At 54.5% G+C, this 23,427-nt stretch carries 22 protein-coding genes; 11 read left to right on the top strand and 11 right to left on the bottom strand.

Annotated features, from left to right (window positions below; all coding sequences use genetic code 11):
• The first annotated feature begins 76 nt into the window (after nucleotides 1–76).
• The 5 genes from F3J30_RS18235 (at nucleotide 77) to aldB (ending at nucleotide 6,970) form a co-directional block, all read left to right on the top strand.
• A complete protein-coding gene (locus tag F3J30_RS18235; protein WP_166718120.1) occupies nucleotides 77–685 on the top strand; it encodes a glutathione S-transferase in 609 nt (202 codons plus the stop codon).
• 103 nt (nucleotides 686–788) lie between these two features.
• Nucleotides 789–2,174: an L-seryl-tRNA(Sec) selenium transferase gene (selA, locus tag F3J30_RS18230; RefSeq protein WP_166718119.1), complete on the top strand. Its 1,386-nt coding sequence runs from the start codon at nucleotides 789–791 to the stop codon at nucleotides 2,172–2,174.
• Nucleotides 2,171–4,042, top strand: coding sequence for a selenocysteine-specific translation elongation factor (selB, locus tag F3J30_RS18225; protein ID WP_166718118.1), 1,872 nt, complete (start codon nucleotides 2,171–2,173; stop codon nucleotides 4,040–4,042). Before selA ends, selB begins: the two co-directional genes overlap by 4 nt.
• A gap of 152 nt (nucleotides 4,043–4,194) precedes the next feature.
• On the top strand, nucleotides 4,195–5,346 hold the full coding sequence (yiaY, locus tag F3J30_RS18220) for an L-threonine dehydrogenase (RefSeq protein ID WP_166718117.1): 1,152 nt from the start codon (nucleotides 4,195–4,197) through the stop codon (nucleotides 5,344–5,346).
• A gap of 85 nt (nucleotides 5,347–5,431) precedes the next feature.
• Nucleotides 5,432–6,970 carry an aldehyde dehydrogenase AldB gene (aldB, locus tag F3J30_RS18215; RefSeq protein WP_166718116.1) on the top strand — a complete coding sequence of 513 codons (1,539 nt, stop codon included), beginning with the start codon at nucleotides 5,432–5,434 and terminating at the stop codon, nucleotides 6,968–6,970.
• Here aldB and F3J30_RS18210 read toward each other — a convergent pair.
• On the bottom strand, nucleotides 6,967–7,929 hold the full coding sequence (locus F3J30_RS18210) for a LysR family transcriptional regulator (RefSeq protein ID WP_041162168.1): 963 nt from the start codon (nucleotides 7,927–7,929) through the stop codon (nucleotides 6,967–6,969). The genes aldB and F3J30_RS18210 overlap by 4 nt on opposite strands.
• A 120-nt stretch (nucleotides 7,930–8,049) precedes the next feature.
• On the opposite strand from F3J30_RS18210, the gene F3J30_RS18205 reads away from it, so the two are divergent.
• From F3J30_RS18205 to F3J30_RS18195, 3 genes are all read left to right on the top strand, one after another.
• Complete coding sequence (locus tag F3J30_RS18205; RefSeq protein ID WP_166718115.1) at nucleotides 8,050–8,790, top strand: MipA/OmpV family protein; 741 nt, start codon at nucleotides 8,050–8,052, stop codon at nucleotides 8,788–8,790.
• Nucleotides 8,791–9,127: 337 nt separating this feature from the next.
• Nucleotides 9,128–9,313, top strand: a complete 186-nt coding sequence (locus F3J30_RS18200) for a type II toxin-antitoxin system HicA family toxin (RefSeq protein WP_014068393.1) — start codon at nucleotides 9,128–9,130, stop codon at nucleotides 9,311–9,313.
• Nucleotides 9,314–9,327: 14 nt separating this feature from the next.
• Complete coding sequence (locus F3J30_RS18195; protein ID WP_166718114.1) at nucleotides 9,328–9,732, top strand: type II toxin-antitoxin system HicB family antitoxin; 405 nt, start codon at nucleotides 9,328–9,330, stop codon at nucleotides 9,730–9,732.
• Nucleotides 9,733–9,775: 43 nt separating this feature from the next.
• Here F3J30_RS18195 and F3J30_RS18190 read toward each other — a convergent pair whose 3' ends face one another.
• Together F3J30_RS18190 and F3J30_RS18185 are read right to left on the bottom strand one after the other, a co-directional pair.
• Nucleotides 9,776–11,725: a glycoside hydrolase family 127 protein gene (locus F3J30_RS18190; protein WP_166718113.1), complete on the bottom strand. Its 1,950-nt coding sequence runs from the start codon at nucleotides 11,723–11,725 to the stop codon at nucleotides 9,776–9,778.
• Nucleotides 11,726–11,735: 10 nt separating this feature from the next.
• Nucleotides 11,736–13,136 carry an MFS transporter gene (locus F3J30_RS18185; protein ID WP_166718112.1) on the bottom strand — a complete coding sequence of 467 codons (1,401 nt, stop codon included), beginning with the start codon at nucleotides 13,134–13,136 and terminating at the stop codon, nucleotides 11,736–11,738.
• 224 nt (nucleotides 13,137–13,360) lie between these two features.
• On the opposite strand from F3J30_RS18185, the gene F3J30_RS18180 reads away from it, so the two are divergent.
• A complete protein-coding gene (locus tag F3J30_RS18180; RefSeq protein WP_166718111.1) occupies nucleotides 13,361–14,185 on the top strand; it encodes a helix-turn-helix transcriptional regulator in 825 nt (274 codons plus the stop codon).
• Here F3J30_RS18180 and araD read toward each other — a convergent pair whose 3' ends face one another.
• The 8 genes from araD to yiaK all read right to left on the bottom strand — a co-directional run bounded on the left by araD (nucleotide 14,186) and on the right by yiaK (nucleotide 21,787).
• Entirely contained in the window at nucleotides 14,186–14,881 is a 696-nt protein-coding gene (gene araD, locus F3J30_RS18175) for an L-ribulose-5-phosphate 4-epimerase (RefSeq protein ID WP_014068398.1), read from the bottom strand. It lies immediately after the preceding gene.
• On the bottom strand, nucleotides 14,875–15,735 hold the full coding sequence (locus F3J30_RS18170; protein ID WP_166718110.1) for an L-ribulose-5-phosphate 3-epimerase: 861 nt from the start codon (nucleotides 15,733–15,735) through the stop codon (nucleotides 14,875–14,877). Before F3J30_RS18170 ends, araD begins: the two co-directional genes overlap by 7 nt.
• A 2-nt stretch (nucleotides 15,736–15,737) precedes the next feature.
• Entirely contained in the window at nucleotides 15,738–16,391 is a 654-nt protein-coding gene (ulaD, locus tag F3J30_RS18165) for a 3-keto-L-gulonate-6-phosphate decarboxylase UlaD (RefSeq protein ID WP_166718109.1), read from the bottom strand.
• Nucleotides 16,388–17,893, bottom strand: a complete 1,506-nt coding sequence (locus F3J30_RS18160) for an FGGY-family carbohydrate kinase (protein WP_166718108.1) — start codon at nucleotides 17,891–17,893, stop codon at nucleotides 16,388–16,390. The genes ulaD and F3J30_RS18160 overlap by 4 nt, the downstream gene beginning before the upstream one ends.
• 94 nt (nucleotides 17,894–17,987) lie before the next feature.
• Nucleotides 17,988–19,307 (bottom strand): MFS transporter, encoded by a 1,320-nt coding sequence (locus F3J30_RS18155; protein ID WP_166718107.1) that lies wholly within the window; start codon nucleotides 19,305–19,307, stop codon nucleotides 17,988–17,990.
• Between the two features lie 49 nt (nucleotides 19,308–19,356).
• Nucleotides 19,357–20,283, bottom strand: coding sequence for a DUF4862 family protein (locus tag F3J30_RS18150; protein WP_014068403.1), 927 nt, complete (start codon nucleotides 20,281–20,283; stop codon nucleotides 19,357–19,359).
• A gap of 26 nt (nucleotides 20,284–20,309) precedes the next feature.
• Nucleotides 20,310–20,777 (bottom strand): YhcH/YjgK/YiaL family protein, encoded by a 468-nt coding sequence (locus tag F3J30_RS18145; protein ID WP_166718232.1) that lies wholly within the window; start codon nucleotides 20,775–20,777, stop codon nucleotides 20,310–20,312.
• Between the two features lie 11 nt (nucleotides 20,778–20,788).
• Nucleotides 20,789–21,787, bottom strand: coding sequence for a 3-dehydro-L-gulonate 2-dehydrogenase (gene yiaK, locus F3J30_RS18140; protein ID WP_166718106.1), 999 nt, complete (start codon nucleotides 21,785–21,787; stop codon nucleotides 20,789–20,791).
• A 225-nt stretch (nucleotides 21,788–22,012) separates the two neighbouring features.
• On the opposite strand from yiaK, the gene yiaJ reads away from it, so the two are divergent.
• The gene (yiaJ, locus tag F3J30_RS18135; RefSeq protein ID WP_014068406.1) at nucleotides 22,013–22,828 is read left to right on the top strand and encodes an IclR family transcriptional regulator YiaJ; all 816 of its coding nucleotides are present in this window, start codon (nucleotides 22,013–22,015) and stop codon (nucleotides 22,826–22,828) included.
• Between the two features lie 128 nt (nucleotides 22,829–22,956).
• On the top strand, nucleotides 22,957–23,427 hold the full coding sequence (locus F3J30_RS18130; protein ID WP_166718105.1) for a 4Fe-4S binding protein: 471 nt from the start codon (nucleotides 22,957–22,959) through the stop codon (nucleotides 23,425–23,427).

The raw sequence follows: 23,427 nt of genomic DNA, 5'->3' as shown, positions 1-23,427 counted from the left end.
GAATGCGATATGCATACCTGCCTTTTTTCATTGCTTGATCCATACTGACCTCTTTGTGGGCATTCAGGATCAGGCAATGAAACTTATCGGCAGCTATACCAGTCCCTTCGTGCGTAAAATCTCGGTTCTTCTGCTGGAGAAAGGGATTGAATTTGAATTCGTCAATGAACAGCCCTATAACGCCGAAAATGGCGTTGCCCGGTTCAATCCGCTAGGGAAAGTCCCGGCGCTGGTAACTGATGATGGCGAGTACTGGTTTGACTCTCCCATCATTGCGCAATACATCGAACTGCTGGACGTGGCGCCAGCCATGCTTCCGGCCGATGCGAAAGCGGCACTGGCGGTGAAACAGATTGAAGCCCTGGCCGATGGCATTATGGATGCGGCGCTGGCTTCCGTACGTGAGCAGGCAAGACCCGCTGCACAGCAATCAGAAACGGAGCTGGTGCGTCAGCGCGAAAAAATCAGCCGTAGCCTGGATATGTGCGAGCAGCTAATCCGGGATGGCATCATCCAGAGTGATAGCCTGAACCTGGCGACGATCGCTATTGCCTGCGCCATCGGCTATCTCAATTTCCGTCGTGTTTCTCCTGGCTGGTGTGTAGAGCGCCCGCTGCTGGTGAAGCTTGCCGAAACGCTCTTCCAGCGTGAGAGTTTTGCCCAAACTGAACCGCCTAAGGCTTGATTCGGGTTATAACACTTCGGCTCGGGAGGTTGTACAATCCCTCTTCACATCGACTCCCTCTCCCGTCGGGAGGGGGGATGATAACCCATTGCCAGGCGCTTTCATGACTACTCATCTTTCTCTCTACAGCCGCATTCCCGCAACCGATCGTCTGCTTCGTGATCCTCACTTCCTGGTCGTTCTGGAAACGTTCGGCCATCGCGCAACGGTAGATATGCTGCGCACGTTACAGGAAGAAGCCCGGGAACATATTCGGGCAGAAAATGCGTTGCCAGACTGGGCTGTACACTGGGGGCTGGAGGTTGAAAAGCGGCTGGCAGCGAATACGCAAAACACGCTGCGCCCGGTTATTAATCTGACGGGGACCGTTTTGCATACCAATCTGGGCCGTGCCCAGCAGGCTGAAGAAGCCGTCAGCGCGGTGGCGCAGGCCATGCGCTCGCCCGTTACGCTGGAGTACGATCTCGACGGTGCCGGGCGCGGGCATCGCGACAGGGCGCTGGCGGACTTACTTTGCCAGCTAACAGGTGCGGAAGATGCCTGTATCGTGAATAACAATGCGGCGGCGGTGCTGCTGATGCTGGCGGCGACTGCAAGCGGCAAAGAGGTGGTGGTATCGCGTGGTGAGCTGGTAGAGATTGGCGGTGCGTTCCGCATCCCGGACGTGATGCGTCAGGCCGGGTGTACATTGCATGAAGTGGGCACCACCAACCGCACCCACGCGAAAGACTATCGCGCGGCAGTGAATGAAAACACCGCGTTGCTGATGAAAGTACATACCAGCAACTACCAGATTGAAGGCTTTACTCACACGGTTGAAGAAGCCGAACTTGCAGAGATTGGGCGCGAGCTAAACGTGCCGGTAGTGGCCGATCTTGGCAGCGGTTCGCTGGTGGATTTGAGCCATTACGGCCTGCCAAAAGAGCCGATGCCGCAGGAGATGATCGCGGCCGGCGTGAGCCTGGTGAGTTTTTCCGGTGATAAATTGCTGGGCGGGCCGCAGGCGGGGATTATTGTTGGGCGGCGCGAGCTGATTGCCCGTCTACAGCAACACCCACTGAAGCGGGCGCTGCGCGCGGATAAAATGACGCTCTCGGCGCTGGAAGCGACGCTTCGGCTCTACCTCCACCCGGAGAAGCTCGCCGAACGCCTGCCCACCCTGCGGTTACTGACGCGTGATGCGGCTTCGATTCGTGCCCAGGGAGAGTTGCTTCTGGCCCAGGTTGCACAGCATTACCCCGATTTTGACGTGCGTGTCGAATCCTGTCAGTCCCAGATTGGCAGTGGTTCGCTGCCGGTAGACAGGTTGCCCAGCGCAGCACTTACGTTCACCCCGCGCGACGGCAGAGGTAGCCAGCTTGAGGCGCTTTCTGCACGGTTACGCACCTTGCCAGTACCGGTAATTGGACGTATTTATGATGGCCGAATGTGGCTGGATCTACGCTGTCTTGAAGATGAAGAGCGGTTTCTGGAGATGATGTCGAAATGATTATTGCCACCGCCGGTCACGTTGACCACGGCAAAACCACCTTATTGCAGGCCATTACGGGCGTAAACGCCGATCGCCTGCCGGAAGAGAAAAAACGTGGGATGACCATCGATTTGGGTTATGCCTACTGGCCGCAACCCGATGGCCGCGTGCTGGGCTTTATTGATGTGCCTGGCCATGAAAAGTTTCTTTCCAACATGCTGGCGGGCGTAGGTGGTATTGACCATGCGCTGCTGGTGGTGGCGTGCGATGACGGCGTGATGGCACAAACGCGCGAACACCTGGCGATCCTGCAACTGACCGGCAATCCGCAACTGACGGTTGCGCTGACGAAAGCCGACCGCGTTGATGAAGCGCGCATCGATGCTGTGCGCAAAGAAGTGCAGGCCATCCTGCGTGAATACGGTTTTGCCGATGCTCCGTTATTTGTGACGGTCGCCACCCAGGGGAGCGGGATTGACGCTCTGCGTGACCACCTGCAACACCTTGCATCCCGCGAGCAGGCCAGCCATCACAGTTTTCGCCTGGCGCTCGACCGCGCATTCACTGTGAAAGGGGCGGGTCTGGTGGTGACGGGAACGGCGCTGAGCGGCGAAGTCAGCGTGGGCGATACCTTATGGCTGACAGGCGTTAACAAGCCAATGCGTGTACGTGCACTTCACGCGCAAAATCAGCCGGTTGAACATGCTCATGCCGGGCAACGCATCGCACTGAATATAGCGGGCGATGCCGAAAAAGAACAGCTGAAGCGTGGCGACTGGCTGCTCTCTGATGCACCGCCCGAGCCATCTGAGCGCGTCATTGTTGCGCTTCAGATGCATTCGCCTCTGACACAGTGGCAACCGCTGCATATCCACCATGCCGCCAGCCACGTGACCGGGCGCGTATCACTGCTGGAGAACGACCTGGCTGAGCTGGTGTTTGATACCCCGCTGTGGCTGGCGGATAACGACAGACTGGTGCTGCGGGACATTTCTGCTAAAACCACGCTTGCCGGGGCCCGCGTGGTCACACTAAACCCGCCACGCCGCGGAAAACGTAAGCCGGAATATCTGCAATGGCTTGCGGCACTGACACAAGCGAAAGGGGATGCTGACGCGCTGGCCGTGCATCTTGAGCGTGGTGCCGTGAATCTGGCGGATTTCGCCTGGGCTCGCCAGCTGAGCGGCGAGGGGTTGCGTCAGCTGACGCAAGAGCCGGGCTTTATCCAGGCCGGATACAGCTTGCTAAATGCACCGATTGCGGCGCGCTGGCAACGTAAGGTGCTCAGCACGCTCGCCACGTATCATGAACAGCATCAGGACGAACCCGGTCCGGGTCGCGAGCGCTTACGTCGCATGGCGCTGCCAATGGAAGACGACGCGCTGGTGCTGTTACTGATTGAAAAAATGCGCGAAAGCGGGGTGATCAACAGTCATCACGGCTGGCTGCATCTGCCGGATCATAAAGCGGGCTTTACGGCTGAACAGCAGGCGGTGTGGCAGAAAGTCGCGCCACTGTTTGCGGATGAACCCTGGTGGGTGCGCGATTTAGCCCATCATACCGGCACCGATGAAATGCTGATGCGCCAGGTGTTGCGCCATGCGGCTCAGCAGGGGCTGATTGTGGCGATCGTGAAAGATCGTTATTACCGCAACGATCGCATCGTGGCGTTCGCGAATTTGATCCGCGAACTGGATCAGGAGCGAGGCTCAACCTGTGCGGCCGATTTCCGCGATCGACTGAACGTGGGGCGCAAGCTGGCCATTCAGATCCTGGAATATTTCAACCGCATTGGTTTTACCCGTCGTCGTGGTAATGACCATTTATTACGCGATTCATTATTATTTCCTGAAACAAAACCAGGAATTAATACAGAAACAGAATAGATTGAAATAGATTTATATATTAATTAACACCCTCGCAGGCTTAAATATATTAAGCCTGCGAGAATGCACGCAAAAACAAGTTATTGATCATGTTTTTTAAATAATCTTTTCCGTATGCTGCCGATACTTTTTTATCTCTTCGAGGAAATATCATGGCTGCATCCGTATTTTATATTCCGTCCGTGAATATTATTGGTTCTGAATCATTAGGTAGCGCAATGGATACCATGCGCGACTACGGCTGGCGCCGGGCGCTGATTGTGACTGATGCCATGCTCAACAAGCTGGGTATGGCGACGGATATTCAAAATGCACTGAAAGAACGAAATATTGCCAGCGTGGTTTATGACGGGACACATCCTAATCCCACCACGGGAAATGTGGCCGCTGGTCTTAAAGTATTAAAGGACAATAACTGCGACTGCGTTATTTCTCTCGGTGGTGGTTCGCCGCATGACTGCGCAAAAGGTATTGCGCTGGTGGCCGCTAATGGCGGTGATATTCGCGATTATGAAGGCGTGGATCGTTCTGCAAAACCGCAATTACCGATGATTGCCATTAATACCACCGCGGGCACGGCCTCTGAAATGACGCGTTTTTGTATTATTACCGATGAAGCGCGTCATATTAAAATGGCGATTGTCGATAAACACGTTACCCCGGTGCTTTCTGTTAACGACTCATCGCTGATGGCGGGGATGCCGGCCTCACTGACGGCGGCGACAGGTATGGATGCTCTGACCCACGCCATTGAAGCTTATGTTTCCGTTGCCGCAACCCCCATCACGGATGCCTGCGCGTTGAAAGCAATCACCATGATTGCCGAAAACCTTGTCCATGCCGTTGAAGATGGCAGCAATACGGCGGCACGCGAGGCGATGGCCTACGCGCAGTTCCTTGCCGGGATGGCCTTTAACAATGCCTCGCTGGGTTATGTACATGCGATGGCGCACCAGCTTGGCGGCTTCTACGATCTGCCGCACGGCGTCTGCAATGCGGTGTTGCTGCCACACGTTCAGGTCTTCAACTCTCGGGTTGCCGCTGCCCGTCTGCGGGACTGCGCCAGCGCAATGGGGGCGGACGTCAGCAAAATGACCGACGAACAGGGTGCGCAGGCCTGTATCGTGGAAATTCGCGCCCTGGCGCGTAAGGTGAATATCCCGGCGGGTTTGCGCGAGCTGAACGTCAAAGAAGAGGATATTCCGGTGCTGGCAACCAACGCCCTGAAAGATGCTTGTGGGTTCACTAACCCTGTTCAGGCAACCCACGAAGAGATCATGGCGATTTACCGCGCTGCGATGTGACCCCTGTCGTAAACCCAGGATGGACTGGCGAGAAAATCGCCAGTCCGAACTACCCTTGTTGTACACCAACAGCAAGGAGACGGTCATGACAAACAATTCTCCCTCATCGCGTATTCAGCCTGGCGAGTATGGTTTCCCTCTCAAGTTAAAACCCCGTTATGACAACTTTATAGGCGGCGACTGGGTTGCGCCCGTCGACGGTGAGTACTATTCGAATCTGACCCCAGTTACCGGCCAGCCGCTGTGTGAAATTGCCAGTTCCGGGAAGAAGGATATCGATCTGGCGCTGGATGCAGCACACAAGGTGAAAGACAAATGGGGGCATACCTCTGTGCAGGACAGAGCCGCCATTTTGTTCAAAATTGCCGATCGAATGGAACAGAACCTGGAGCTGCTGGCAACGGCAGAAACCTGGGACAACGGCAAACCTATCCGTGAAACCATGGCGGCGGACGTCCCGCTGGCCATTGACCATTTCCGCTATTTTGCGTCCTGTATCCGTGCGCAGGAGGGGGGAATAAGTGAGGTGGATAGCGAAACGGTCGCTTACCATTTCCACGAACCGCTGGGTGTGGTCGGGCAAATTATTCCGTGGAACTTCCCGCTGCTGATGGCGAGCTGGAAAATGGCTCCGGCACTGGCGGCAGGCAACTGTGTTGTGCTCAAACCTGCGCGCTTAACGCCGCTGTCGGTGCTGTTGCTGATGGAAGTGATTGGCGATCTGTTGCCACCGGGGGTGGTCAACGTGGTGAACGGTGCCGGGGGCGAAATTGGTGAATATCTGGCGACCTCAAAACGTATTGCCAAAGTGGCCTTTACCGGGTCGACGGAAGTGGGCCAGCAGATCATGCAATACGCGACCCAGAACATTATTCCAGTAACGCTGGAGCTGGGTGGCAAGTCCCCGAATATCTTCTTTGCCGATGTGATGGATGAAGAAGATGCCTTCTTTGACAAAGCGCTGGAAGGCTTCGCGCTGTTTGCTTTCAACCAGGGTGAAGTGTGCACCTGCCCGAGCCGGGCGCTGGTTCAGGAATCTATTTACGAGCGCTTTATGGAGCGCGCGATCCGCCGCGTGGAGTCTATTCGTAGTGGTAACCCGCTGGATAGCGTCACCCAGATGGGGGCGCAGGTGTCGCATGGGCAGCTGGAGACCATCCTGAACTACATTGATATCGGTAAGAAAGAGGGGGCTGATGTTCTCACGGGTGGGCGACGTAAGGTGTTGGGCGGCGAGCTGAATGAAGGCTATTACCTGGAGCCTACAATCCTGTTCGGCAAGAACAACATGCGTGTCTTCCAGGAAGAGATTTTTGGCCCTGTGCTGGCGGTGACGACCTTCAAAACCATGGAGGAGGCGCTGGAGATCGCCAACGACACGCAATATGGCTTAGGGGCGGGTGTCTGGAGCCGTAACGGCAATCTGGCCTATAAGATGGGACGTGGCATTCAGGCTGGCCGCGTGTGGACAAACTGCTATCACGCTTATCCGGCACATGCGGCGTTTGGCGGGTACAAACAATCGGGGATTGGCCGCGAAACGCACAAGATGATGCTGGAACATTACCAGCAAACGAAATGCCTGCTGGTCAGCTACTCTGATAAACCGCTGGGACTGTTTTAATCACCCAGCTCAGGTCGCCCATGGGCGGCCTGAGCAATTTGCTGACGAAGGCAGTTCAGTACGCCGTCCAGGACGTATTGCACGCGCCAGGGCTGGTACTCGCGTTTGCGGAATATGGCCGTAAGATCGAGCCACCACTCCTCCTGATGCGGAAAACAGGGGACTAACATGCCATGAGTGAGCTCTTTTCTCAGGCTCTCTTTCGGGGCAAAAACAATGCCGAGGTTATTTCTCGCAAGCTCCAGTGCCGTCTGGGTATTATCACAAATATAATTTCCGGTGACTTTATAGTCGCGCGCGCCTTCACTGCCGTGCGCCCGGAAACGCCAAATGTTAGCATCGTCAACCAGCATCGAGTCTATTAATATACATGAGTGATTGATTAAATCGTCAGGGCCGCTGATAGGGTGGAGCTTTAAGTATTCTTTAGAGGCAAATGCCGTGACGGAATATTTTGTTAATATGCTTGCGACTAAATTTTCATCTTTCGGTTGAGCATAGGTGATTAAAATATCGCAATCGTCAGGAAATGAAACACCCTCGGAAAATTCGTTGCTATCAAGGTTATAGGTTTTTAGCGAAATATGAATATCGCCTGGATCTTCAATCTTGTGAATGACATAGCGAGCCAGATAGGTGACGATGCCCGTCGGGGCGTAGATCGTCACTTTTCCTCGTTTTTCATGCTTGTAATCAGCAATAAAATTAATGAGTTGGCTATTTTTATCCAGTGAAGCATTAACGTAGGGTAACAACGCCTCGCCGAACTGCGTGAGTGACAGCTGGCGAGTGGTGCGCTCAAATACTTTGAGTCCAACACGGGTTTCAAAATCAGATAGATATTTACTCACATTGGCTTGTGCCATCCCTAACAGAGCGGCGGCGTCACCAATACTGTGCGTTGCGGCGATGACAGAAATGATTTTTAACTCACGCGGCTTCAATTGCAGGTTACTCATCATGCGCACCCATCTATATGATTTTATATATAATATTATATAAACAGCAGCGTTGCATTGGTAAATTTGTAACCATTATTATTCGCCTCGCTTGTTTGGCGTTTAAATGGATTGCATGGAATGACTATTAATAAGAATTTACTCATCGCCGCCACGTTATTTGCAACATCATCCGCGATGGCCGGTGACTTTTCACTAGGGGCGGGAGCTGTATTTAATGAATCGCCTTACAAAGGGTATAACGAAAATACCACCGCAGTACCGTTAATTAGCTATGAAGGCGACCGGTTCTATGTGCGTCAGACCACGGGAGGATGGATCCTGTGGAAAGATGGCAAAAATGAACTGAGCCTGACGGCAACCTGGATGCCGCTGCATTTCGACCCAGATGATAACGACGACCATCAGATGAAAAACCTTGATGAGCGTAAAGCGTCGGCATTTCTGGGGGGGGCATACTATCGCCACGAAAGCTGGGGGAGCCTGAAATTCGCCGTTTCTGGTGATGCGATGGATGAAAGCGGTGGTGTGATGGGCGAAGTGTCCTATTTCCACCCGATTCGCATGGAGCGTCTGATTCTGACGCCGTCAGTGGGCATTTTCTATAGCGATGAGAGTTACAACGATTACTACTACGGCGTGTCCGGCAACGAATCTCGTCGCACCGGGCTGGATGAATACACGGCGGGTGACAGCTGGACACCGTACGTTGGCCTTGCCGCAAAATACCAACTGACCCAAAGCCTGTTCCTGAATGCCAGCGCGGTGTACACCGTATTGCCTGACGATGTGAAGAACAGCCCGATGATCGACCGTGACGACAGCTTCGCGTTGATGACGGGCATGACCTGGCGTTTCTGATGGCTTAACACTGTCCCCACGGAAGGGGGCAGCCTCTCTGATTGCCTGGTGCTGTTGCGTTTATCTGGTTTGTCAGCCTTATGTTTTGCCGGGTGGCGGCTCCGCCTTACCCGGCCTACGATACGGCTTCAGGCCCGCGCAAGCGTAGCGCCGCCAGGCATTTTATTGCGACATTCCCCGCATCTTCGTTAGTAACATCGTGTATTGCACTTTCTTTTCTCATCGTCTCTTCCTGTTCTGAAAACACATTGCTGCACTCAGATCATCTCTGCGCTAACGTGATCTCACTCGGTAAGTTTCGTGTGTATAATGTGTATAATCCTCGAAGGATCAGGATGTGAAAAGTGCGGACGTCATTACCATTCTGGTCGGTCATGGCTGGAAATGCATAAGAACGAAAGGAAGCCATCATCAGTTCCGCCATCCGGTATATAAAGGGCTGGTAACAGTTCCTCATCCTAAAAAAGACATTAAACCTGGAACTCTCGCGCAAATCTGGCGGCAGGCGGGCATCAAACATTGATATCAGGAGAAGTTATGTTTTATCCGGCTTATATTCATTCTGACCTCAACGGAAGCGCCAGTGGCTTTTTTCCTGATGTGCCAGGCTGTTTTTTTGCGGGAGATTCTCTGGATGACGCTTTTCAGGACGCTCGTGCGGCGTTGACTGCTCACTTTGAAACGCTGTTCGAAAGTGATGAAGAGCTCCCTTTGCCCGGTAATGTTGAGGCACATCTTGAGGCAACACCCGGTGATTTTATCGGTGGGCAGTGGCTGCTGGTGGACATTAATATGAAGCAGTTTGACGGTAGAGCTGAGCGTATTAATATCACCATGCCCCGTCGTTTGCTGGTTAAGATCGATTCCTTTGTCAACGAACATCCCCAGTTTAGCAACCGGAGTGCCTTCCTGGCAGAGGCAGCACGTCGAGTGCTGCCCTGATTATTGCCCTCTCCCGTGGGTGAGGGCAGCAGGCTATAAGGAATTACGCCTCATCCACCCAAATCCGCATTTCCCCTTCACCGCGGTTTGCCCAGCTAAACCATGGAATAAAGGTTAATGTCTGAGGCTGACGCTGCACCGGTGAGCGATCGTATTGCCACAACGCATCCGAATCAGTTGCAAGGCAACCGATGCCCTCCGCCTGAATCAGCATCTTATGGGCGAAAATCCCTTTTCCTTCAAAGACCCGGAATGTGCTCTCTTCAGGCAGGGAGAGGTTATGCAGATTCGCGCCGTTGTCGGCCTCTTCCAGACAATAAACCAGCGGGCCACGTTGCAGAGCGACTTTACCCGCCTGCTGGCGTACCTGTGGATTGCCGTACAGACGGCGAACCGGCATGGGTAGCGTTAGCGTAATGGCATCTCCCTCTTGCCAGCGACGGGTGAGATAGAGATACCCCCGGGTCACTTCCCCTGTTATCACTTCGCCGTTAAGGGCAATTTCCGGGTTAGCGCACCAGTCCGGCAGGCGCAGAGCCAGCGTGTGAGTCACTGGCACCGGAGAGGTAATGTCGATTTTCACCTGCTCATGCCACGGATAGTTGCCGCTGATACGCAGCTGTAGCTTGTGATCGCCAACCGGGATAGCGACGTCGTTCCCCACATACAGGTTGATAAACAGTGCGTCTTCACGAACGGTATAGATGTAATGACCGAGCGAGGTCAGCACCCGTGCGATGTTTGGTGGGCAACACGCGCAGCCAAACCAGCGCTGGCGAACCGGCTTAACGTGATCGTAGATATGGTTAAACGACAACGTTTTAGGGTGCACCTCAAGCGGATTCACATAGAAGAAATGCTTTCCGTCAAGCGCCATACCGCCTAATACCGTGTTGTATAACGCCCGTTCCATGACGTCGGCGTACTGGCTGTCTGCCTCCATCTCCAGCATCCGACGGGCAAACATCATCAGGCCAATCGAGGCGCAGCTTTCGGCATACACCGTGTCGTTGGGCAGATCGTAATCACTGCTGAAGGCTTCGCCGCTGCTCTGCGAGCCGATCCCACCGGTAATGTAGAGCTGACGCTGGGCCATGTTGTTCCACAACCGCAAACAATCCTGACGTTTACCTTCGTCATGACTCAGGCGTGCCAGATGTGCCATGCCTGCCATCAGATAGACAAAACGCACCGCATGGCCAATTGCCGTTTGTTGCTCCGCAAGCGGCTGGTGCGCCTGGCTATAGGCTTTGTCTTTCACCATCCACGCCGGGCCATAGGTGTTCCAGTGTGACGTTTTGCCGCGCTTTTCGTATTCGATATCGTAAAAATGCGGCTGTGCCCCGCGCTCTTCGATGAAGTATTTCACCAGCGCCAGGTAGCGTGGCTCCTGCGTGACGTCGTACAACCGCATCAACGCCAGTTCAATCTCCGGGTGACCGGGGTAACCGTGCAGCTGGTTAACGCCTGGACCAAACACCGTGTCGATGTGATCGGCAAGCTTGCACACCACTTCCAGCAAACGGCGCTTCCCCGTGCCCTGGAAATACGCCACGCCGGCTTCAATCATATGTCCGGCGCAGTAGAGTTCGTGGCACTCAGCCAGATTCGTCCAGCGCGCTTCGGGGGCTTTTACCGTGAAATAGGTGTTGAGATAGCCATCTTCGCATTGCGCCGCCGCGACCAGCTCAATCACCTCATCGGCGGTTTTTTCCAGTTCTGCGTCGGGCTTCTGGCACAGTGACCACGCCACGGCTTCGAGCCATTTCGCCACATCGCTGTCCTGAAACACCATGCCGTAGAATTCGCCTTTCTCCAGACCCGCAGCAATGCGGAAGTTGGTGATGGCATGGCTCGGTTCGGCCTCCGTCACGCGATCGTTGAGCGCATCCCACTGATAGGGAATGACCACATCGCGCACCAGCTGCTGATACTTGCCAAGAAAGGGATCGTTAATTTTAAGGGTGTGCAGGTCGGCTTCCATTATGGACATCTCGTTCTCCTCAGGACTGTACGTGACGCTGGCGCAAATCGGTGGAAATGCGCGACATCATTGGATTATTGAGTCTGCACCAGCGAATACTGACAGCCAGAAGCAGATGGAAAAGGGCAGGGAGCAATGTCTCCATGGCGGTGATGCCTTGCAGAGATGCAGGTGTCTGGTTACCGGCACCAGGCTGATAGGCCACGGCGATAAACACCAGGCTGATGATCCCGGCGCTGGAGGCCCATGCCAGCTTGATGAAAAACAGATTGAAGGCGAAGTTCATGCCAGATGAGCGCACGCCGGTTTTCCATTCGCCGTAGTCGTCGGCGAAGGCCATCAGTGAAAAGTGCAGCGGCAGCGTAAAGCCCAGGATGACACCGTTGCTCAGGATCACAACCAGCCACAACGTCTGGTAATTCGGCCCGCCGGGCAGGAACCACATTCCCGCTGCGAGCACGGCCAGCACCAGATTGGTGTAATAGTAGAGTTTGACCGTATCAAAACGGCGGGACAGCGGGTTAACGATCACCGCTCCAAGAATGGCCGCAAAGGTCACCATGGTGAAAAACAGTGAGGTGTAGGCGGTGCTGCCCTGGAGCACGTAGGTGATGAAGTACATGTATCCGCCGCCGCGAATGTTGAACACATTGATCAGCAGGAAGGACATTACCAGCATCAGCAGCAACTGGTCGTTTTTACGCAGGCCCGCCAGATGCTCGCGCAGGGTGAATTTGCCCATCAGCGCCAGCGGTACACGTTCACGCACCCAGAAGAAGCAGCACAGGAACATCACCACAGCGATGGCACACAGCACGCCTACCCCAAGCTGATAGCCTTTTGCAGCATTACCCTGACCTAATGCAGATACCAGCCACGGCAGGCCAACGGACACTAAAAATCCGGCAACGCCGCACAACACAAAGCGCCAGGACTGGCAGGAGATCACCTCGTTGTGGCGTGTGGTCATGGTGTTAATCAGCGCGCAGTACGGCACGTTGATGGCGGTATAGCCCACCGACAGGAGCAAGTATGTTCCGAACGCCCAGGCGATTTTCACCCCCATGCTGGCTTCCGGGACGGTGAAGGTCAGTACGCCGATGATCCCAATCGGGAATGCCACCCACAGCTGCCAGGGGCGAAAGCGTCCCCACCGGCTTTGCGTACGGTCTGCAATCACGCCCATCACCGGGTCGGAGATGGCGTCAAACACGCGAAGTGCAATAAACAATGTGCCGACAAGGGCAGGCGTCAGGCCAAAGATATCGGTATAGAAAAAGGTGAGAAAGTTCATGATAAGACAGGTAATGACCGTGCCGCCCGCGTCACCCAGGCCGTAGCCTATTTTTTCGCGAACCGACAGGCGGTCATCCATTACCTGTTGTGCAACGTCAGATTCAGTAATCGGTGTGGAAGTCATGAGGTAACTCCTCGGTAATCGATTTTTATCGTATTTGTGCAAGGTACCCTATTCATTCTGCACTGAACGGAAAGGCCAACAAGGGAAGGGAAAAGTATAAAAAGATGACGATTCCGACCTGATGCCAAAAATGTGAGTTGGATCGGGCGAATAAGCTAATATTTATTAATAATCAATGGATAAACTCAATTATTACGATGATAAAAGCGGGAAAGTGAATACCGATGCTTGAATTATCCATAGCGCTTCCGATTAAAGTACAAAATGGCGGGTTATTTATTTCCCGGGGGGTGGGTCGCCATCCGGCGAGAAAACTGACGTCGTGGGAGATTATTTTTGTCGAAAAAGGGACATTAACGATCCTCGAGGAAAATACCCTTTTTGAGGTGAAGGCTGGAGAGAGCTTATTGCTTTGGCCGAATCGGCGACACGTTGGCGTGGAGGATTTCCCGGCAGATCTCAAATTCTACTGGCTGCACTTTGAAGTGGAAAACGTTGAAGTGCAAAACACTGCACAGAACGCCCCGCAGCTGGCAATAGAACAACATTGCAGCGTCAGGGATGCGCAATATGTCATTTCACTGTTCCGCCAGTTTCTGAGCGAGCAGGAAAAATTACAGCGCAGTATTGCGCTGGAACTCTTGTTGCTCCTGATTTTGCAGCAGGTTTCGCTCTCATCCGGATATGAAGACAAAATAGATGAGGCTGGCGCCTCGATGGCGTGGAAGGCGAAACAGCTTATTCGCACACAATTTCATTTACCCCTTTCCACGTCGCATCTTGCCAGGGAGTTGCACTGTAATGCCGACTATCTGGGGAGGGTGTTTCGACGCACTTTCCATTTAACCCTGACAGAGGCGATTCATCGCCAGCGTGTCAGGGCGGCAGAAAAACTGTTACTGAACGACTCCGCATCACTCACCGAGGTGGCAACCCGCTGCGGGTTTAATGACGTGGGCTATTTCCGGCAGATATTCACTAAGCACACGGGCTTAACACCCGCCGTCTGGAAACGGCGGTATTGTAAGGAACATATTAATTCCGGGTGATTACTGCCCGTAATAGGCATTAGCACCGTGCTTGCGCAGATAGTGTTTGTCCAGTAGCTCTTGCTGCATTACCGGTAGCTGGGGGGCCAGCTGGCGTGAGAACAGACCCATATAAGCACACTCTTCGAGGACCACCGCGTTATGTACGGCATCGGCGGCATTTTTTCCCCAGGCAAACGGGCCGTGGGAATGCACCAGCACCGCCGGGATCTGCATTGGGCTAAGGTCACGTTCCTCGAAGGTTTTGATGATCACTTCGCCGGTCTGATACTCATATTCCCCTGCAATTTCTGCCGTGGTCATCAGCCGCGTGCAGGGGATCGCCCCGTAGAAGTAATCAGCATGAGTGGTTCCCCAGGCCGGTAGATCTTGCCCCGCCTGTGACCAGATGGTTGCGTGGCGGGAATGGGTATGGACGATGCCGCCAATCTCAGGGTAACGGCGGTATAGTGCAAGATGCGTTGGCGTGTCGGACGAAGGTTTTTTGCTCCCTTCGACAACCGCACCGGTGGCGATATCCACCACCACCATATCTTGTGCGGTCATCACGTCATACTCCACGCCGGAAGGCTTGATCACCATCAGGCCGCGTTCACGATCGACTGCGCTCACGTTGCCCCAGGTAAACGTCACCAGCTGGTGGGCGGGAAGTGCAAGGTTTGCCGCCAGCACTTCGGCTTTGAGTTGTTCTAACATGCCATGCCTCCTTCCTGCATCCGGGCTTCAATCCAGCGACGTGCCTGGATAATTTCGAGTACGGGTTCTTTTGCTTTTTCAGTCCACATTTCAATGAGGAATGCCCCGCGATAGTTCAGCTGATTCAGCGTGTTAAACACGCCGACAAAATCAACGCAGCCTTCGCCAAATGGCACATCGCGGAACTGTCCCGGGCTTTGTTCAGTGACGGGTTGGGTATCTTTCAGGTGGATTGCCGCAATACGGTCAATGCCCAGCGTCAACTCGGCGGTGACATCGTTACCCCACGCGCTCAGGTTGCCGACATCCGGGTAAACGCTAAACCACGGTGAGGCGAGCATGTCGTCCCACTTTTTCCACTTGCTGATGGAGTTCATAAAGGCGGTGTCCATGATCTCCACCGCCAGCATCACCTGAGCAGCAGCGGCTTGTTCCACCGCCCAGGCCAGCCCTTCGGCGAAGCGTTGCTGCGTACCCTCGTCATGCTCTTCGTAATAAACGTCATAACCTGCAAGCTGAATGGTACGAATACCCAGATCACGCGCCAGCCTGATGGCTTTGGTCATGATCTCGCGAGCGCGTTCACGCACGGTTTCATCGCGGCTGCCAAACGGGAAGCGGCGGTGTGCGGACAAACACATCGACGGGATAGACACGCCCGTTTCCAGCATGGCTTCGACCAGAGACGCGCGCTGCGTGGTGCTCCACTCGAGGCGGGATAAGCGTTCATCGGTTTCATCGACCGACATTTCAACAAAATCGAACCCGCAGCTTTTTGCCAGAACCAGGCGTTCTGGCCAGGAGAGTGTTTTTGGCAGCGCTTTTTCATAAATACCTAACGGATGCTGACGCATGGTTACTCTCCCCAGATGTCGCGGATTTGCGAATGGAATGCCTGCGCCACCTGCGGTGGATTTTCTGCACCTGCCAGCGCCCGCCCGGCGATAAAGGCTTTAACGTTGATCTGCTTAAACAGCGGCAGGTCGGCAGGGGTGATCCCACCGGTGACAGAAAGCTGCAAACCGATATCGGACAGCGCTTTCATTCTGGCGAGGTCTGCTTCACCCCACTGCTGACCGCTGGCCTGGGCGTCACGCCCACGGTGGTAGATGGCTTGTCGTACGCCAGTGCGATACCACGCGCGGGCATCGTCCAGTGTCCAGTTGCCAAACAGCTCCATCTGGATTTCCCCACCGCAGCGCTGCGCGACGTCATGGCCTTTTTCAACGGTTGCCAGCGGTGCGGCGCAGATGATGGTCATCCAGTTGGCGCCTGCGCCAAATGCCTGTTCTGCCAGCGTTTCCCCGGCATCGGCCACTTTCCAGTCGGCCACGATGATTTTGTCCGGGCACTGCTCACGAAGCGCCCGCACGGCCTGTAAACCCTCGGTCAGGCACAGAATGGTGCCCGCTTCGACGATATCGACATGATCCGCCAGCAAAGCGACATCGCGCTGCGCGGCCTGAAGTGAGGTATGGTCGAGCGCCAGTTGAAGTAATGGACGGCTCATAGGTCGAACTCCTTAACACGGGCGTGATAGCCCTGTAGTGCGGTAATCAGTAACTGGTATCGGTGGTATTTGTGCTGGTAGGCCGCATGGGCGCGCATGTCGGGCTCAATAATTCGGATGTCATGGCGCAGGGCACGCTGCGCAGCGTGAAAATCGGTATAGATGCCCGTACCGACGAGTGCGGCCAGCGCGGCGCCGGAACATCCTGTCTCTTCAACCTGCGGCAGCTCTATCGCCAGGCCGCTGACATCTGCCAGCATTTGCATCCACACATCTGAATGGGTTGGGCCGCCCGTGACGCGCAGTGATGTCACTTGCGTAAAGCGTTCGAGCATCCGGTTCAGGTGGGTCATGTGGCTGAAGACCACACCCTCATAAACCGCCTGCAAAAGATGGGCCCGGGTGTGCAGTGCCTGCATTCCGTAAAAGCCACTGGTCATCTCCAGCCCGGCGTTGCTGCCATAAAGAAAAGGCAGGAAGAACACATCGCTTTCCGCTTTCGGTAAGCTGGCGACGGCGTGGTTAATCTCCGTGAACGACACGTTACCCCACTGTGCGGTCAGCCATTCCAGGTTGCCGGATGAGGTAGGGCTGGCTTCGTGCACGATGTACTGCTGCGGGTGAACATAGCGACCATACACATAGGGGAAGGGTTCGTTATCGCGAATGCCGTTGGCGATCCCGCTGGTTACGGCCCAGGTTCCCATCACCGCGTTAAGCGTGTATTCGTCATGTAATCCGGCGCAGATCGCGGTGGAAACCACATCAAACAGCCCGCCAACGACGGGAGTACCCGCCGCCAGACCGGTAAGCGAGGCTGCCTGAGCGGTGATTTCCCCGCAAATTTCTGCTGATCCGACAATCGGCGGAAGCGCGCCATCAATTTCGCCAATCCCGAGCCAGCGCGTCAGCTGCGGGTCGTACTGGCCGGTGTTCATGTTGTAGAGGTTGGATTCTGAGATGTTGCTCTCTTCGCAGCCTTTTACCCCCGTCAGACACCAGCGCAGGTAGTCGTGCGCCATCATCACGCAGCCAATCTGCTGATAACGCTGCGGTTCGTTCTCTTTGACCCAGCGCAGAAGCGATGCCGGATGCCCTGTCCACAGTGTCTGGCGCGTGTGCGGATAGAGTTTTTCGGGAATGCCGTCCTGCTGCCAGCGCTGCACTATCTCCAGCGCGCGACGGTCAGAAGAAAGCATGGCGTTGCCCAGCGGTTGATCTTGTTTATCAAGAAGAAACAACCCTTTGCCCTGAGCCGAAATACCAACGCCTTTGATCTGCTTGCCGTCGACACGAGCGTTTTTGAGCAGCAGCGCGACGGTTGCATGGCAGTGCTGCCAGAGCTGGTGCATATCGCGCTCGGCATAGCCAGGGCGCGGGCTGAGGGTGGCAACCGAACGGCGCTCAATACAGACTTCTTTTCCCTGGCTGTTGTATAAACCGGCTTTCAGATAAGTACCGCCACAATCGATACCCAGCCAGAAGGGCTCTTTTTCACTCATCTTCATCTCACTTATGGGCCGGGTGGCGCTGCGCTTACCCGGCCTACGGTTCGGTTTCAGCCCTCCCCAACAGGAGAGGGCTGAGGTAAGGGCATCAGGCCGCACGTTTATGCGGATTCACCGTGGGATTCGTTTCCGATCCGGCATCGCATTTCGCTGGTAACAGCAGGGCCAGCAGCGATGCCAGCGCCAGAGAAACCGCCAGGCAGTAAACCCCTGCGTCTTTGCTGTACAGCGTGATAAGTATGCCCACCGCATAAGGGCCGCAGAAACCACCGAGGTTACCCAGGGCGTTAATGACACCGCGCGCACCGCCTGCCATTTCGGCACTGAACAGACGCGCAGGAATGGTCCAGAACACGCCAGCAGCGGATTGCAGGAAGAAACCGCAGCCCACCAGAGCGGCATAGGCCAGCCAGGTGTTCTCTTTTAGCGCCACTGAAAGGAACATGCAGAGCGCGAAGCCAATCAGCGGCAGGGAGACAAACAGTTTGCGTTTACCGGTGCGGTCAGAGAGTGAAGAGAACAGGAACATGCCCGCAATCGCGCCGATGTAAGGCAGAATGGCGAGCATCCCCACCTGGCCGATGCTGGTGTGTGTCAGCTCTTTCAGGATGGTTGGCAGCCAGAGGGTGTAACCGTAAATCCCGGTCTGGTAGAAGAAGTTCAGGGCGATCAACTGCCACATGGTTTTGTCAGAGAGCACGGCACCCAGTGAGGCATTTTTCACCTCTTTACCGGCGATGGCTTGTTGTTCAGCCGCCAGGGTTTGCACCAGGTAGTTTTTTTCAGCCTCGGAAATCCAGCGTGCTTCCTGCGGGCGGTCGTAAACGGTGAGCGCCCACAGCACCAGAACTACAATCGACAGCAGGCCTTCAATGATGAACAGCCAGCGCCAGTCGAGTGCGGTGATGATCCAGCCTGACAGCGGCGCGGTGATAATCCCGGCGATGGGCACAAACATAATCACAATGGCGTTCGCGCGGCCACGTTCGGCATCCGGGAACCAGTTACTGATCATTGTGAGTACGACAGGCAGCATCCCGCCCTCTGCCACGCCGAGTAAGAAGCGTAGCGCCAGCAACTGATACTGGTTTGTGACGAGACCCGTCAGTACCGAGAGCACCGCCCAGGCGACCAGCGACCAGCCAATGAATTTCTTACCACTGCCGTGAACGGCAATTTTGCCGCCAGGCACCTGGAGGAACAGATAGCCCAGAAAGAAGATCCCACCCGCCAGGCCTGCCATGGTGGCAGAAATACCCAGCTCCTCGTCCATGCCGCCAGGCATCGCAAATGCGATATTCACACGGTCCATATATGAAATAATGCAGGCGATAAGAATAGGAGGAATGATCCTTAGCCAGCGCTGGTGTGGAATATCCGCATGTAGAGCATTAGAAGAAGTGTTCATATTTAATGTCTCAGTTAATGTAACCGATATAGGGATGTTTTTTTTATTGTTATTGCGTTGCTTTATTCATAGCGCTAATACCGTCGCGCAAAATGGCGATGCGATGGTTGACGTTAGCATTAGCATTTATTTCCAGTAATTTAATACCGGAGAATTTCAATGTTGCGGTGCTCGCCGCAGTAAACAGTGTTTTGGCGTGTTCAGTCGTCATTAAACTTTCGGCGCAGAACGAAGAAAACGGCGCGTGGAGATCTTGCCAGTCACCGTATTCACCGGTTGCTGTTGTCCCGGAGAACATCAGTGCCCCAAGCTTGCCAGCTCTGAGCGCCGCCTGAACATGCTCAGCGGGTAGCGTGGTATTTCGTCCTTCAATGGCCGAACGCGCCCAGTTAATGCACACGCTGATATCAGTGTCTTTTACGACATCCAGCACCTGCTCCAGGGGTAAAAATCCCTTACGCGGCGCGCAGCCGTTCATGGCATCGCAGTGTTCCAGAACCAGATCGCATGACCAGTCCCATCCGGCGATTTCGCGAACCGAGCGGGCGAACGCGTCAGTGGCCTGCTCAACAGAGGCATTGCCTGCCTGAGGCGCGGCCTGCATTTCCAGCGCGATCACTTTGCCCGGGAAACGCGTATTGACGGCATTAATCTTCTGGCGCAAATGGCGGTAAAAATTGATGCTGGCTTTTCGCTGCTCTTCATCCGCGGAGGCCAGGCCAAAGGCACCGTTTGTGCCACGCCGGCGCATGGTTTCCATTACCGCCGTGACCACGATTTGCCAGTCGCCAGGCGTATGCCGGAACAACCATTCATCGCCATAAGGATGCAGATCTTCAAGGCAGGGTTGTTCCAGCCCGCGAATGTACGGCGTGTCGGAAAGTTCTCGCCAGAAGGTTTGTTCTTCTTGTTCCCCTTTCTGGTGAAACGAGGGTGCGCAGGGGTACGCACCAATAATAAAACCGGTGTTGGTCATTTCGCGTTCCTGTATTTATCAGAAAATTACTGTAATTCGCTGATTGCCACTTTCACTACAATTTTACGAATTGCAGTTTCCTTGTTTTTAATACAGGCAGGACGATGAACATCCTGCGGGAAAAATATGGCGTAATTGCCCGGAGTCATTTCAATAAATGATTCGTTTTCACTGCCGTGATAAAAAATAATATCCCGTTGTTCCAGTAACGATTCACTTATTTCGTTATTACCCGTATCAATAGCGATACCTATTTTTTCTTCACCCCAGGCGAGAAACTGGATATCCAGGTAACGGCGATGGACTTCAGGACGGTTTTCGTGTTTTTCCTTCGTTTTCAGGTCGAGCACCTGGGCGAAGATGTTCCGTCCGTCGATTTCCACAACGCCAGGCTCTAGCGCGCTGAAGTCCGTGTTGCGCAGAAAATCGAGTGCTTTTTCAATTGCCTGCGGCAGACGGCACGGGTTTGGCTGCGAAATATGTCCGAATATCATGGCGTCACTCCTTACAGCGACTGGATCTTCGCCCATACGCTGTCGTCAACGGTGATACCGTCACGACGGTTCTCTTCCAGCAGGCGCGTGAATTCATGTCCCGGCAAGCGAACAGCAACGTTTTCGTCTGAGCGCTCGGCATTGGTGATGAAATCCATAATGCGCTGAAGTTTGGCATCGCGGGTTGGGCCGTCGATCAGTTTATCGACCTCAATGGCGATAAAGATCTGCGATACGCCGTACTCGTCGCTGTTGTCCTGGGTGACTTCCGCCACGGAGGAGCCGTTAGAGAGCAGAGTCGCAATCATATCCAGCACGATAGACAGGCCAGAACCTTTCCAGTAGCCCATTGGCAGAATACGGCGGTTTTTCTCAATCACGCCTGGTTCTTTGGTCAGGTTGCCTTCGTCGTCAAACCCTCCGTCAACCGGCAGCGTGCGCCCGGCAAGGCGGTTCACTTCCAGCATCCCGTAAGAGAACATCGACATCGACATATCTACCATGGTGATGGGGTTGGACGGGATGGCGACGATCAGTGGGTTTGTCCCGATGCAGCACTCTTTCGAGCCCCACGCGGGCATCACGGCGATGGAGTTTGTCCAGCAAATGCCAATATAGCCTTTCTCCGCAGCCTGCCAGCCGTAGCTGCCGCCGCGCATCCAGTGGTTAGCGTTACGCAATGCCACCAGGCCAATCCCGTGGTCGGAGGCCAACTCTGTGGCGCGATCCATCATCTTTTTCGCCGTCAGATTGCCAATAGAACGCTGGGCATCCCACTGTTCGATCGCCCCCAGCGTGGTCACGCGTTTTGGTAGCGCATCAGGAATGATGTCGCCTGCGTCAAGCTGCTGGATAAAACGTGGGAAGCGGTTCACGCCGTGTGAATAGACGCCTGATTCTGTGGTGCGGGCAAACATCTCCGCACAGGCATCTGCGGTATCTGCTTTGACGCCGCGATTGAGCAGAACGCGATTAAATGCCGCTTTCAACTCTTCGAATGTCACTTTCATCCCTGTTCTCCTGTTCTTTTTAGGGGCCGCTGTGAGTGCTTTTTTATCTCTAAATTTCACTATGCGAAATCTGATTTCAAATATAGCGATCAATTTTTGCCAGATCAACGACATTCATGATTTTCAAAATCGATTAAAATCAAGTGGTTGTGTTTTTTCTGTTGAGATCGTGAACTAAGCCACACTTTGCGCTACCATCAGGGCGCGATAAAAAGGAGCCATTTGATGAGCATGAAAGAGAGCGAAATGACGCAAGAAAAAGAGAGGCCAGCAGGTAGCCAGAGCTTGTTTCGCGGCCTGATGCTGATTGAGATCCTCAGTAACTACCCGAATGGGTGTCCGCTTGCGCATTTATCAGAACTTGCGGGGCTTAATAAGAGCACCGTGCACCGGCTGTTACAGGGGTTGCAGTCGTGTGGCTATGTCACACCAGCCCCGGCCGCGGGCAGCTATCGCCTGACCACCAAATTTATTGCCGTTGGGCAAAAGGCGCTGTCGTCTCTGAACATTATCCACGTGGCGGCACCGCATCTTGAGACGCTGAACATTGCCACGGGTGAGACGGTGAACTTCTCCAGTCGGGAAGATGACCATGCCATTCTGATTTACAAGCTGGAGCCGACGACCGGGATGCTGCGTACGCGCGCCTATATTGGCCAGCATATGCCGCTCTACTGTTCTGCAATGGGTAAGATTTACATGGCGTTTGGCCACCAGGATTATGTGGCGAGCTACTGGGAAAGCCATCAGGATCAGATCCAGCCCCTGACGCGTAACACCATTACTGAACTCAGCGCCATGTACGATGAGCTGGCAGAAATTCGCGAACACAGCCTGGCGATGGATAAAGAAGAGAATGAACTGGGCGTGTCGTGTATTGCCGTGCCGGTCTTTGATATTCATGGCCGCGTACCGTATGCCATCTCTATATCGCTTTCTACCTCGCGTATGAAGCAAGTGGGCGAGAAGAACCTGTTAAAACCCCTGCGTGAAACCGCAGAGGCAATTTCCCGCGAGCTGGGCTTTACCGTGCGCAGCTAAACGTCTGGCAAAAAGCCAGATCGGGTGGCAAATGCCACAAATCTGGCTCCTTTCCCCTGTTTGATCAAAGCGCTGGCGCGCACCTCTCTGGCACTCTGCGGTTTTAAGCGCGCAGGCGGAGTGAAGAGATGAACCGGTTTATTGTTGCTGATTCGGAAAAGTGCATTGGCTGTCGTACCTGCGAAGTGGCCTGCGTGGTTTCGCATCAGGACACGCAGGATTGCGCAGCCGTTACTGCCGTGGCGTTCTCTTCGCGTATCCGGGTGATAAAAGGCGGGGCATTTACTACTGCGGTGGCTTGTCATCAGTGCGAAGATGCGCCCTGTGCAAATGTTTGCCCAACCCAGGCAATTCGTTCTGAGGCGGGAGTCTGGCGGGTGGAACAGTCTCGCTGCATTGGTTGCAAGAGCTGTATGGTGGCTTGCCCGTTTGGGGCGATGCAGGTTGCCGTGGTCGCGGAGCACGCCCAGGCGCTGAAATGCGATTTGTGCGCACATCGCGCGGACGGGCCAGCCTGCGTTGCTGCTTGCCCGACACACGCGCTGAGCTGTGTTGATCCCGCCAGATTACGTACCGAACGTCTGCGTTATCTGGCGTAA

This window comes from Enterobacter sp. Tr-810, assembly GCF_011752765.1.
Taxonomy (GTDB): Bacteria; Pseudomonadota; Gammaproteobacteria; order Enterobacterales; family Enterobacteriaceae; genus Enterobacter; species Enterobacter soli.
The sequence above is the reverse complement of the archived record's forward strand: the minus strand, read 5'-3'. Positions and strand labels throughout refer to the sequence as shown.